This is a genomic window from Stenotrophomonas sp. YJH_SMC_54 (assembly GCF_059368435.1).
Genome location: NZ_JCAFRS010000002.1, coordinates 55,712 through 67,974 on the forward strand (window position 1 = coordinate 55,712; position 12,263 = coordinate 67,974).

General features: G+C 65.9%; 10 protein-coding genes. 1 reads left to right on the plus strand and 9 read right to left on the minus strand.

From position 1 onward, the window contains the following. Nucleotides 1–18 precede the first annotated feature (18 nt). Together AC5P5S_RS02620 and AC5P5S_RS02625 are read right to left on the minus strand one after the other, a co-directional pair. The gene (locus AC5P5S_RS02620) at nt 19–411 is read right to left on the minus strand and encodes a VOC family protein (RefSeq protein ID WP_005410442.1); all 393 of its coding nucleotides are present in this window, start codon (nt 409–411) and stop codon (nt 19–21) included. 90 nt (nt 412–501) lie between these two features. Then, the gene (locus AC5P5S_RS02625; RefSeq protein ID WP_005410443.1) at nt 502–1,692 is read right to left on the minus strand and encodes a glycoside hydrolase family 18 protein; all 1,191 of its coding nucleotides are present in this window, start codon (nt 1,690–1,692) and stop codon (nt 502–504) included. A 397-nt stretch (nt 1,693–2,089) separates the two neighbouring features. Here AC5P5S_RS02625 and AC5P5S_RS02630 point away from each other — a divergent pair, with 397 nt between their 5' ends. Next, the gene (locus AC5P5S_RS02630) at nt 2,090–2,896 is read left to right on the plus strand and encodes a hypothetical protein (RefSeq protein ID WP_495276287.1); all 807 of its coding nucleotides are present in this window, start codon (nt 2,090–2,092) and stop codon (nt 2,894–2,896) included. 127 nt (nt 2,897–3,023) lie between these two features. Here the strand turns inward: AC5P5S_RS02630 and pnp are convergent, their stop codons facing one another. From pnp to rimP, 7 genes are all read right to left on the minus strand, one after another. Further along, nucleotides 3,024–5,132 carry a polyribonucleotide nucleotidyltransferase gene (pnp, locus tag AC5P5S_RS02635; protein WP_005410444.1) on the minus strand — a complete coding sequence of 703 codons (2,109 nt, stop codon included), beginning with the start codon at nt 5,130–5,132 and terminating at the stop codon, nt 3,024–3,026. Nucleotides 5,133–5,283: 151 nt separating this feature from the next. Continuing rightward, nucleotides 5,284–5,544 (minus strand): 30S ribosomal protein S15, encoded by a 261-nt coding sequence (gene rpsO, locus AC5P5S_RS02640; RefSeq protein ID WP_005410445.1) that lies wholly within the window; start codon nt 5,542–5,544, stop codon nt 5,284–5,286. Nucleotides 5,545–5,716: 172 nt separating this feature from the next. Next, nucleotides 5,717–6,625 carry a tRNA pseudouridine(55) synthase TruB gene (gene truB, locus AC5P5S_RS02645; RefSeq protein WP_005410446.1) on the minus strand — a complete coding sequence of 303 codons (909 nt, stop codon included), beginning with the start codon at nt 6,623–6,625 and terminating at the stop codon, nt 5,717–5,719. 107 nt (nt 6,626–6,732) lie between these two features. Beyond that, on the minus strand, nt 6,733–7,116 hold the full coding sequence (gene rbfA / locus AC5P5S_RS02650; protein WP_005410447.1) for a 30S ribosome-binding factor RbfA: 384 nt from the start codon (nt 7,114–7,116) through the stop codon (nt 6,733–6,735). A 172-nt stretch (nt 7,117–7,288) separates the two neighbouring features. Further along, a complete protein-coding gene (infB, locus tag AC5P5S_RS02655) occupies nt 7,289–9,934 on the minus strand; it encodes a translation initiation factor IF-2 (protein ID WP_062606468.1) in 2,646 nt (881 codons plus the stop codon). A 92-nt stretch (nt 9,935–10,026) separates the two neighbouring features. Next, nucleotides 10,027–11,538 (minus strand): transcription termination factor NusA, encoded by a 1,512-nt coding sequence (nusA, locus tag AC5P5S_RS02660; protein WP_005410449.1) that lies wholly within the window; start codon nt 11,536–11,538, stop codon nt 10,027–10,029. A gap of 4 nt (nt 11,539–11,542) precedes the next feature. Then, nucleotides 11,543–12,133 (minus strand): ribosome maturation factor RimP, encoded by a 591-nt coding sequence (gene rimP, locus AC5P5S_RS02665; RefSeq protein WP_005410450.1) that lies wholly within the window; start codon nt 12,131–12,133, stop codon nt 11,543–11,545. Between the last annotated feature and the right edge of the window lie 130 nt (nt 12,134–12,263).

A 12,263-nucleotide genomic window follows, 5' to 3' on the forward strand; every position in this document is an offset into this window, starting at 1 on the left:
GACGCTACCCAAGCAGGATCATGCCTCGCCGGGGTAACGACTCACTTCGATCAGGTTGCCATCCGGGTCGCGGAAATACACCGATTCGATCGGCCCCAGCGCGCCGGTGCGCGCAACCGGCCCCTCCTCCACTGCAACGGACTGCGCCTGCAGGTGGGACAGCACATCGACTGTCGCCATGCGCGTGACCAGGCACAGGTCGGCACTGCCCGGCGTGGGCCGCAGCGCATGCGGCTGCAGCGGAGCACTGGCCGCATGCAGATTGATCTTCTGCTGGCCGAACTGCAGCGCGGTACGACCCGCGCCGAAGCGCACGACCTGCATGCCGAGCACGCGCTGGTAGAAATCACAGCTGCGGTCGATGTCGGCGACGGTGAGGACCAGGTGGTCCAGGCGTTCAAGATGGATCATGCCCGCAGCGTAACGCTGCGGGCGTGGCCATGCTGTGCGGGGTTGGGCCAATGGCGTTGCGGCATTGCGCCGGGCATCGCCTGATGCAGCTCAATCGCCGATGCGCGCCTTCTGCCACGGGCCCAGCATGGCGTTGAGCAGGCTGGCCTGTTCGTCGTCGCCGGTCAGCTCCCACATGAACACCCCGGCCAGGCCCTGCTCGCGGGCGAACTGCGCACGCAGGCCGATCGAGCGCGGGTCTTCATAGCTGATGAAGATCTTCTGCCCGGCGTTGTACAGCCACGGGCTCTGCGCCTGCGGCTGCCAGTGTTTCGTCCAACCCGGCTGATCGAGATAGCGCGCCTTGATCACCCGCCAGTCGCCGGCATCGGCCGGCGCACTGTAGGACTGGTACAGACCATCCGCTGCATCGCCGGTGACCTTGAAGCCGCGCCCGTAGAACGGTACGCCCAGCACCAGCTTCTCGGCCGGCACGCCGTGCTCGCGGTAGTACTGCACCGCGCCGGCCACGTTGTTCCAGCGCCGCAGCTCCGGGGCCAGCGGATCGGCCGGCACTTCATGCAGCGGCGCATTGAAGGTCGACACCGCCGAGAAACCGGTGCCCATGTCGTAGCTCATCAGGTTGATGAAATCGAACACCTTGGCCAACGCCGGCAGGTCGTAGCTCGCTGCTGGATCGTAGGGGCCATCGGTCTGCAGGCGACCGGCGGCCAGCGCGGCGGTCAGCAGCATCGGCTGTCGCTCCTTGCGCCCGTGCGCGTCGAGTGCCACGCGGAACGCCTGCGCGAGCCGGGTCAGGTTGGCGCGATCCTGCGGGCGGTGCGCCAGCTCCTTCGGTCCGCCACTGACCGGGAACTCCCAGTCGATGTCCACGCCATCGAAGCTGCCGGCATGGCGGTCGAAGAACAGCGCCATGCACGAGTCGACCAACCGCTTGCGGCTGGCCTCGGTCAGCGCTGCATCGGAGAATCCACCTGCGCCCCATCCGCCAATTGAGATCAGCGTGCGCAGATGCGGGTGCGCCTTCTTCAGCTCGGCCAGCGCAGCAAAATTCTTCGGCGCTTCGGCGCCGACCGTGCAGCGGCCGTCCTCGATGGTGGAGAACGCGTAGAACAGGTGGGTGAGGCGCTCGGCCGGAATGCTCGACACCGGGTAGCGCGCGGCCGAGCCGCCGGGGTAGTAGGCACCGAAGATCGGCGGCTGTGCGGGCGCGGCATGCAAGGCAATGGGCAGGGCGCCGGCAATCAGCACGGCAAGGACGGCCACGGTCTGGCGGAACATGGGATCTCCCGGTTCGAAGGCGCAGCCACGTTAGCAAACGGATGGGGCTGTGGGACGGTTGTCGCGGCATGTCGTCCAGTGGACAGGCACGCCGCATCCCTTGACGACATCGGGGCAGACATGCGATTGCCGTCATGCACTGCAGCAGGACACACACCGACGCCGGTCTCCCATGCATCGGCTAAGGTAGCCGCGGACCTCCAACCGTGCATGGACATGAGCACCGACCACAACGACATTGACGACGGCGACCTGCTGGACGACGAAATCCTCGACGAACACCAGGCACTGGAGGCACGCGCCTACGCCGTCTTCCGCGAGGGCGACCTGCAGCAGGCAGTGGCCGCTGTTCGGCGAGCTGATCGCACTCGCTCCCGAAGTGCCGTATCTGCATTACATGCGCGGATTGGCGCACAAATACCTGCGCGACTGGGCTGCCTCGCTGCAGGACAACCGGCAATCAGAACAGCTGCGCGGCGAGTTCGATGAAGCCACCGCGTGGAATGCCGGTATCGCCGCCACCGGCGCCGGTGACTGGGCCGAAGCGCGCCACCAATGGGCCCGCTGTGGCATCACCCTGCCCGAGGGCGAAGGTCCGATCGAGGGCAACTTCGGCGTGGCCTGTGTGCGCTTGGCACCGTGGTCCGATGCCGAAGTGGTGTATATGAGCCGCATTGATCCGGTGCGTGCACGCATCGACAACGTACCGCTGCCCGAAAGCGGCTTCCGCTTCGGCGACATCGTGCTGCACGACGGCGCATCAACCGGCCATCGCACCTACGGCGAGCGCCAGGTGCCGGTGTTCAACGCGATGCAGCGCCTGCAGGCATCGGACATGACGACCTTCACCGTGTTCGTGCAGTGTGATTCGGCCGATGACATCGCTGCCCTGGAGGCCATCACGCTGCCAGGCATCGGCATGGTCGAGGACTGGACGGCCACCGTGCGCCGGCTGTGCCGCCGCTGCAGCTACGGCACGCCGCACCAGCATGGTGATGAGGCGCTAGATGAAGACCAATGGAGACGCGAACGTGACCTCGGCGTGGCCGCACAGGGCCGGGCTGCGGTGGAAAAGCTCATGGCGGTGTGGGTCGCTGCAGCCCCCAGCCGGGTGCTGGAGGCCATCGAACAGCGCGAGCACCCGATGAGCGCCCCGGAGCCAGGCCAGGTCTGGTGGCTGGGGGAGGACGAAGAAGGCGCGTAAGTGCAAGGACCAACGGTCCTCATCCACAGGATTCCAGGCAAAGAAAAAGCGGGCCGAAGCCCGCTTTTTCATTTGCGAAAGCGTGAGGACCAACGGTCCTCACCCACCGCACAATCAGCAATACCGATTACTCGGCGCTGGCGGCGTCGCCTTCTTCCACGGCCTTCATCGACAGGCGGATACGGCCCTGCTTGTCGACTTCCAGCACCTTGACCTTGACCACATCGCCTTCCTTCAGCACGTCGCCGACCTTCTCGACGCGATCGCTGGAGATCTGCGACACGTGGACCAGACCGTCCTTGCCCGGCAGGATGGTGACGAACGCACCGAAGTCCATGATCTTGGCGACCTTGCCTTCATAGATGCGGCCCGGTTCGACGTCCGAGGTGATCTGCTCGATGCGGGCCTTGGCGGCCTGCGCAGCGATGGCGTTGACCGAAGCGATGACGATGGTGCCGTCGTCCTGGATGTCGATCTGGGTGCCGGTTTCCTTGGTGATGGCCTGGATGGTCGAACCACCCTTGCCGATCACTTCGCGGATCTTGTCCGGGTGGATCTTGATGGTCAGCAGGCGCGGCGCGTAGTCCGACAGCTCTTCACGCGGAGCGGTCAGGCCGTGGGCCATTTCGCCCAGGATGTGCAGACGGCCAGCCTTGGCCTGCTGCAGGGCCTGCTTCATGATCTCTTCGGTGATGCCTTCGATCTTGATGTCCATCTGCAGGGCGGAAATGCCCTCAGCGGTACCGGCGACCTTGAAGTCCATGTCGCCCAGGTGATCTTCGTCACCCAGGATGTCGGACAGGACGACGAAGCGCTCGCCTTCCTTGACCAGGCCCATGGCGATACCGGCCACCGGAGCCTTCACCGGCACGCCGGCGTCCATCAGGGCCAGCGACGAGCCGCAGACCGAGGCCATCGACGAGGAACCGTTCGACTCGGTGATTTCCGAGACGACGCGGATGGTGTACGGGAAGGCTTCCAGCGACGGCATGACAGCCAGCACGCCGCGCTTGGCCAGGCGACCGTGGCCGATTTCGCGGCGCTTCGGGCCCATCATGCGGCCGCACTCACCCACCGAGAACGGGGGGAAGTTGTAGTGGAACAGGAAGTTTTCCTTGTACTCACCGGCAACGGCGTCGATGACCTGGCCGTCACGGGCGGTGCCCAGGGTGATGGTCACGATGGCCTGGGTTTCGCCACGGGTGAACAGCGAGGAACCGTGGGTACGCGGCAGCACGCCGGTCTTCACGGCGATCGGGCGGACGGTGTCCAGCGCACGGCCGTCGATACGGACCTTGGTGTCCAGCACCGAGTCACGCATGGTGCGGTATTCCAGCTCGCCGAATTCCTTCGACAGCTCGGCCGGGTTCCAGCCTTCAGCGGCCACGCGGCCAGCCAGGGTTTCGAACACGTCCTTCTTGATTGCCGAGATGGCGTCGCGGCGCTGCAGCTTGTCACGCACCTGGAAGGCTTCGCCCAGGCGCGGGCCGATGGCTTCCTTCAGGGCGGAGATCAGCGCGTCGTTCTTGGCCGGGGCTTCCCAGGTCGACGGCTTGGTGCCGGCTTCGACGGTCAGCTCGTTGATCGCGTTGATGACCTTCTGCATCTCGCGGTGACCGAAGGTCACGGCGCCCAGCATCACTTCTTCGGACAGCAGCGCGGCTTCGGATTCAACCATCAGCACGGCGTTGGAGGTACCGGCGACGACCAGTTCCAGCTGCGAGTCAGCCAGTTCGCTGACGGTCGGGTTCAGGATGTACTCGCCGTTCTTGTAACCGACCTTGGCAGCGCCGATCGGACCCATGAACGGGGTGCCGGCCAGGGCCAGGGCAGCCGAGGCACCGATCAGGGCCGGGATGTCGCCGTCCACGTCCGGGTTCAACGACATGACCGTGGCGATGATCTGCACTTCGTTCTTGTAGTCTTCCGGGAACAGCGGACGGATCGGACGGTCGATCAGACGCGAGATCAGGGTTTCCTTCTCGGTCGCACGGCCTTCACGCTTGAAGAAACCACCCGGGATACGGCCGCCGGCGTAGAACTTTTCCTGATAATCGACGGTCAGCGGGAAGAAGTCCTGGCCTTCGCGCGCGCTCTTGGCGGCGACGGCGGTGACCAGCAGTACGGTGTCGTCCATCTTGACGATGACGGCGCCGCTGGCCTGACGGGCAACTTCGCCGGTCTCAAGCGTGACGGTGTGCTTGCCGTACTGGAAGGTTTTGGTGATTTTTGCCACGGAGGGTGTCCTTGGGGATGCTGTCTGCGAATTTGGACCGTCGGCGACCCTTGCCGCCAGCGGGTGGCCGGATCGTTCCGGCCTGAATCGGGGATTGCGGTACTACAAAACAAAACCGCGGCGCATCGCTGCGCCGCGGGGGATTCGTTGCTTAGCGACGCAGGCCAAGCTTCTCGATCAGGGCCTTGTAGCGCTCGACGTCCTTCTTCTTCAGGTAGTCGAGCAGGCTGCGACGGCGGTTGACCATCTGCAGCAGGCCGCGGCGGCTGTGGTGGTCCTTCTTGTGGGTCTTGAAGTGGCCGGTCAGCAGTTCGATGCGGGCGGTCAGCAGCGCAACCTGGACTTCCGGGGAGCCGGTGTCAGCCGAGCTGCGCTTGTTGTCTTCAATGACCTTCTGGGTGTCGATCGACATTTCTTTTTCTCTGTGATGCGTGGCCGGCAGGAACGCGCTTCGCGCACCGCCAGGCTCGCCGTGGACTACGAGGATGAAACCTGCGCCAGGCAGGCTGCCGGAAAACGGCCGCGAAATTGTAACGGTCGGGGGCTTCCGGGACAAGGACCGGGGCTGAACCGCCCGGGCCCGGTCAGAGGTTGAAACGACGCTGCGGGGCCAGCAGGCCGCTTTCGTCGACCTGGCCCAGGCCCTGGACAGCGTCGTCCGGACCAAACACCGCCACCAGGCCACGCGGCCAGGACAGATCGCGCTGGCGCTGGCCGACGCAGAAGCGGTGGGCCTGGTCGGCATCCAGGTCGACCCGCGGGTACTCGGCCAGGCCGGCCGCCAGCGGCAGCAGCAGCGCGTCCATGCCCGCCTCGTCACCCGCCTCGACCATCGCCCGCAACTGGTCCAGGGTGACCATCACCGGCTCACGGAACGGCTCGACCCAGAGCCGACGCAGTGCGCTGATGTGGGCACCACAGCCCAGCGCCTCGCCCAGGTCGCGGGCCAGGCTGCGGATGTAGGTGCCGGAGCCGCAGGTCACGCGCAGCCGCAACCGTTCCGGCTGCTGCTCCAGCACCTCGATGGCGTGTACCTGCACCTCGCGTTCGGGCGCTTCGATGACATCGCCGCGGCGGGCCTTCACATACAGCGGCTCACCGCCCTGCTTCAGCGCCGAATAGATCGGGGCACGCTGGCGGATGTTGCCGGTCAGCGCCGCCAGTGCGGCCTGCAGCGCTTCGGCACTGATGGCCGGCACCGGGCGCTGCAGCAGCACCTGGCCTTCGGCATCGTCGGTATCGGTGGTCTGGCCCAGCACGATCTCGGCGTCGTAGGCCTTGGCCGAGCCGAGCAGCAGGCCGGCGATCTTGGTTGCCTCGCCGAAGCACAGCGGCAGCAGGCCGGTGGCCAGCGGGTCAAGGCTGCCGGTGTGCCCCCCTTTCTCGGCGCGGAACAGGCGGCGGGCTACCTGCAGGGCGGCGTTGGAACTCATGCCGGTCGACTTGTCGAGCAGCAGGATGCCATCCAGGCGGCGGAACTGAATTCGGGTCATGGCAGAATTTTGTAGGGTCGAGCCATGCTCGACTGCCGCAGCGCGGTCTGCATCAGACATCGCGCAGCCGGAATGCAACAACGCCGGGCATGCCCGGCGCCACGCGGTTATTCTTCGTCGCTCTCGCGACGCTTCTCCGCGGCCAGCGTATCGGGCAGGTCGCGCAGGATGTTGTCGATGTGCTCACCACGGTCGACCGAGTCGTCGTAGTGGAAATGCAGCTCCGGCACGTGGCGCAGCTTCATCGCGCGTGCCAGGTCCATGCGCAGGCGGTAGCCCAGCTCCTTCAGGCCGGCCACGGCTTCGGCCGAACGTTCCGGCATCAGCGCGGTGACGAACACCTTGGCATGGGCCATGTCGCGGGTGATTTCCACGTCGGACACGCTCACCGAGGGCAACCCATGCTCGCGCACGGCGTTGTGCACCAGGGTGCCGAGTTCACGGCGCAGCTGGGCGGAGACACGGTCGGTTCGATGGAAAGTCTTGGGCACGAGGAGCTCTTGGTTCAGTTGTCGCCCGACCAACGGTCGGGCGCTACCTTTAATTCGATTGTCGCCCGACCAACGGTCGGGCGCTACCTTTAATTCGATTGTCGCCCGACCAACGGTCGGGCGCTACAGGTCCATGGTGGGGCCCGACCGTTGGTCGAGCCACCTTGCAGCATTACAGGGTGCGCGGCACTTCGATACGCTCGAAGCACTCGATCTGGTCACCCGGCTTGACGTCGTTGTAGGCCTTCACCGCGATACCGCACTCGGTACCGTTGCGGACTTCCTCGACGTTCTCCTTGAAGCGACGCAGCGATTCCAGCTCGCCCTCGAAGATCACCACGCTGTCGCGCAGCACGCGGATCGGCTTGTTGCGCCTGACCACGCCCTCGATGACCATCGAGCCGGCAACGGCGCCCAGCTTGGAGCTGCGGAACACGTCGCGGACCTCGGCGATACCGATGATCTCTTCGCGGATCTCCACGCCCAGCAGACCGGAGGCCACCTGCTTCACCTGATCGATCACGTCATAGATGATCGAGAAGTAGCGCAGGTCCACGCCGTTGGATTCGATGATGCGACGGGCCGAAGCATCCGCACGCACGTTGAAGCCGATGACGGTGGCCTTCGAAGCGGCCGCCGAGTTGGCGTCCGATTCGGTGATGCCGCCCACGCCGGAGTGGATCACGTTGATGCGGATGTCTTCGTTGGACAGCGCCACCAGCGCCTGGCTGAGGGCCTGCACCGAACCCTGCACGTCGGCCTTGATGACCAGGTTGAGGACCTGCTGGCCCTCGCCCTTGCCCAGGGTCGCCATGATGTCTTCCATGCGGCTGCCGGCGGTGGCGACCAGGCGCGATTCACGGCGCTTGGTCTCACGCTGCTGGGCAACGTCCTTGGCCAGGCGCTCGTCCTCGACCACCACGAAGTCGTCACCGGCTTCCGGCACGCCGGACAGGCCCAGGACCTGCACCGGGATGGACGGGCCGGCGAATTCCGGCTGCTTGCCGGTTTCGTCGAACAGCGCACGCACGCGGCCGTACTGGATGCCGCACACCAGGTAGTCGCCCTTCTTCAGGCGGCCCTGCTGCACCAGCACGGTAGCGACCGGGCCGCGGCCCTTGTCCAGCGACGATTCGATCACCACGCCCGAGGCGCGGCCTTCGTCGACGGCCTTCAGTTCCAGCAGTTCGGCCTGGATCGAGATGGCGTCCAGCAGGTCGTCGATGCCCAGGCCGGTCTTGGCCGAGATCTCCACCATCTGGGTGTCACCACCGAAATCTTCGGCCACGACCTGCTCGGACAGCAGTTCGTTCTTGACCCGCATCGGGTCGGCGTCGGACTTGTCGATCTTGTTGATCGCCACGATCAGCGGCACACCCGCCGAACGGGCGTGCTGGATCGCTTCCTTGGTCTGCGGCATGACGCCGTCATCGGCGGCCACGACCAGCACCACGATATCGGTCAGCTTGGCGCCGCGGGCACGCATCGAGGTGAAGGCAGCATGGCCCGGGGTATCCAGGAAGCTGATCACGCCCTTCGGCGTATCCACGTGGTAGGCACCGATGTGCTGGGTGATGCCGCCGGCTTCGCCGGTGGCGACCTTGGTGCGGCGGATGTAATCCAGCAGCGAGGTCTTGCCGTGGTCGACGTGGCCCATGATGGTGACCACCGGCGGACGCTGGGTGGCTTCGCCCTGGTTTTCACCGGTCGAGGCCAGCAGTGCGTCCTCGGCGTCGTTGTCGTTGGCACGGATCGCCTTGTGGCCGAGTTCTTCGGTCACCAGCGCGGCGGTGTCGTGGTCGATGGACTGGGTGATGGTGGCCATCACGCCCATCTTGAACAGCGCCTTGACCACCTCGCCGCCCTTCAGCGCGAGCTTCTGCGCCAGGTCGGCCACGGTGATCGTGTCGCCGATCGCCACTTCACGCACCACCGGTGCGGTCGGACGCTCGAAGGCGTGCGGGCCGGCATTGTTGCCACCGCGCGACATGTCGCGACGGCCACCGGCCTGGTTACGGCCGCCCGGCCGACCACGGGTGTTGCTGTTGTTGCTGTTGCCACGACGCGCACGGTCGGCAGCCGACAGGTGCATCTGGCCGGCGAAACGGTCGCCCGGGCCACGCTCGTTGCGCGGCGCGCTGCGGTTGTTGCGGTCGTCGTTGCGCGGCGGCGGCGGCGCACTGCGCGGCGCAGCCGGAGCGCCGGCCGGCGTGCGCGGCGGACGCGGCGCGGTTTCATCGATCGGAGCGCGCTTGGGCTTGGCGGCCGCCAGTGCCTCGGCAGCCTTGGCGGCGGCCGCAGCTTCCTCGGCAGCCTTCTTCTCGGCCTCTGCGCGTTCCTTGGCCGCAATCTCTTCCTCACGGGCACGGACGATGGCTTCGTCGCGCAGACGATCCTTCTCGGCCAGGGCCTGCTGTTCGGCGAGGTTGCGGGCGCGCGACTCTTCCAGCTTGCGCAGGATGTCGGCGCGCTCTTCGTCCGGCGTCATGGCGCGCGCACCATCCTTGACGTAGGTGCGCTTCTGGCGCACCTCGACATTCACGGTCGTCTTGCTGCGACCGGAATTGACCGTCACTTCCTGCTGCTTCCGGCGGTTGAGCGTGATCTTCTTTGCAGACTGATCGCTCTCTTCCGGGGCCTGCTCGGGCTTGCCGTGCGAACGACGAAGGAAGCCCAGGAGCTTCACCTTCTCGGAGCTGGTCACGACCTGGTCGGGACCGCTGAACTTCATGCCGGCACCGGCCAGCTGTTCCAGCAGTTTTTCGACCGGCGTGTTGACCAGTTCGGCAAGCTTGCGGATGGTGGTTTGCTGCGACATTCGGATCCTATGATCTTGTGGGCGCCCCCCCGCATCTGGAGGTGGCGCGGATTCTACGCCCTGAGCGGCTCAGGGCCCTGTTCATTGCCGGCTCATTCGCCGCGTTCCAGTCGGGCGATCTCTTCGGCACGGGCGGCCAGGATCAGCGCAGCGGCGCGCGCCTGATCCAGTCCTTCGATGCCGAAGTCCATGACCTCGTCGGCGGCCAGGTCGGACAGGTCCTCGCTGGTACGCACGCCGTGGCCGGCCAGCGCATATGCGGTGGCTTCGTCCATGCCCTTCAGGGACAGCAGGTCCTGCGCCGGCTGGCCGTCTTCAAGGCCTTCTTCGACTGCCAGGGCCTCATTGAGCAGCGCATCGCGGGCACGAGCGCGCAGCTCTTCGACGATGTCTTCGTCGAAACCTTCCACGGCCAGCAGTTCGCCGACCGGGACATACGCGATTTCCTCGACAGTGCCGAAGCCTTCGCTGACCAGGATGCCGGCGATTTCCTCGTCCACTTCCAGCTTGTCCATGAACAGCTGGCGGGCCGAAGCCTGCTCGGCCTCCGACTTGGCGGTGACCTGGTCCTGGGTCATCACGTTGAGCTGCCAGCCGGTCAGGCGGCTGGCCAAGCGCACGTTCTGGCCGCCCTTGCCGATCGCCTGGGCCAGGCGGTCTTCGGCAACGGCCAGGTCCATCGAGTGCTTGTCTTCATCGACGATGATCGACTGCACTTCGGCCGGCGCCATCGCGTTGATGACGAAGTTGGCCGGGTTGTCGTTCCACAGCACGATGTCCACGCGCTCGCCATTGAGCTCGTTGGACACGGCCTGCACGCGCGAACCGCGCATGCCGATGCAGGCACCGATCGGATCGGTGCGCTGGTCGTGGGCGAGCACGGCGATCTTGGCGCGGTCGCCCGGATCACGGGCGCAGGCCTTGATTTCCACCAGGCCCTGGCCGACTTCCGGCACTTCCAGCTTGAACAGCTCGATCATGAATTCCGGGGCGGCGCGGCTGATGAACAGCTGCGGGCCACGGGGTTCCGAACGGACTTCGGCCAGGTAGCCGCGCACGCGGTCACCGGCGCGCAGCACGTCGCGCGGAATGCCCTTGTCCTTCGGAATGAAGCCTTCGGCATTGCCACCGAGGTCGACATAGATGTTGCCGCGCTCGGCGCGCTTGACCACACCGGTGATCAGTTCGCCGACGCGATCCTTCCACGCATCCACGACCTGCTGGCGCTCGGCTTCGCGCACGCGCTGGACGATGACCTGCTTGGCGGCCTGGGCGGCGATGCGGCCGAAGTCCGGGTTCTCGATCTGCTCTTCGATGTAGTCGCCGACGTCCACGCCTTCGGCTTCGTCGACGGCGTCCATCAGGCGGATCTGGCGGTCCGGCGATTCCATGACCACGTCGTCGGCCACCACTTCCCAGCGGCGGAAGGTTTCGTAGCTGCCATCCTTGTGGTCGATGACCACGCGGGTCAGCACTTCCTCGTCGGGATAGCGCTTCTTCGCTGCCGAGGCCAGGGCGGCCTCGATGGCATCGAAGATCACTTCACGCGGCACGCCCTTCTCGTTGGCGACCGCGTCGACTACCAGCAACAGTTCCTTGCTCATTGGCTCACTCCGCGCGCGGCTTCTTTGCCGCCGGCTCGTTGGAAGAAGAATTCGTGTTCGGCTTCGGACGCTTCGGCGCCGGACCGGTCGGCTTGCTCGGGGCCAGCCCCAGCGCCACCCAGTCGGGCATGATCCGTGCCTTGTCGATGTTGTCGGCCGACACCACCACTTCGGTCTTGTCGACGATGAAGGTGATGGTGCCTGCGGCCTCGTCGGTTGCCTCGATACGGCCCTGCAGGCGACGACGGTTGTCCTGCGGCAGCTTCAGCGTGACCTTGGCCGATTCACCCTGGTGGCGAGCGAACTGCTCCAGGTTGAACAGCGGGCGATCCACGCCCGGCGAGGACACTTCCAGCGTGTAATTGCCGCTGATCGGGTCTTCGACGTCCAGCTGCGCCGACACTTCGCGGCTGACCCGCTCGCAGTCGTCGACATTGATGATGCGCTCGGGCTGTTCAGCCAGCGGCACGTCGATGTAAAGGCGCAGGGTCGCACCGCCGGGGGCCGGCAGATACTCAACGCCCAGCAGCTCCAGGCCCAGCGACACAACGGTCGGGGCGAGCAGATTCGCGATGTCGGTTGCCTTGTCGCTCACAGCCTGCCTTGATCTCTTGGTTGGGTGCCGGCTTTGGCCGGCGTGAAAACATGACGCCCCGGAAACGACAAAGGGCCCGCTGGGCCCCTTTTCCGGAAAGACTCCGGTGACTGGATTCCGGTTGCAACCT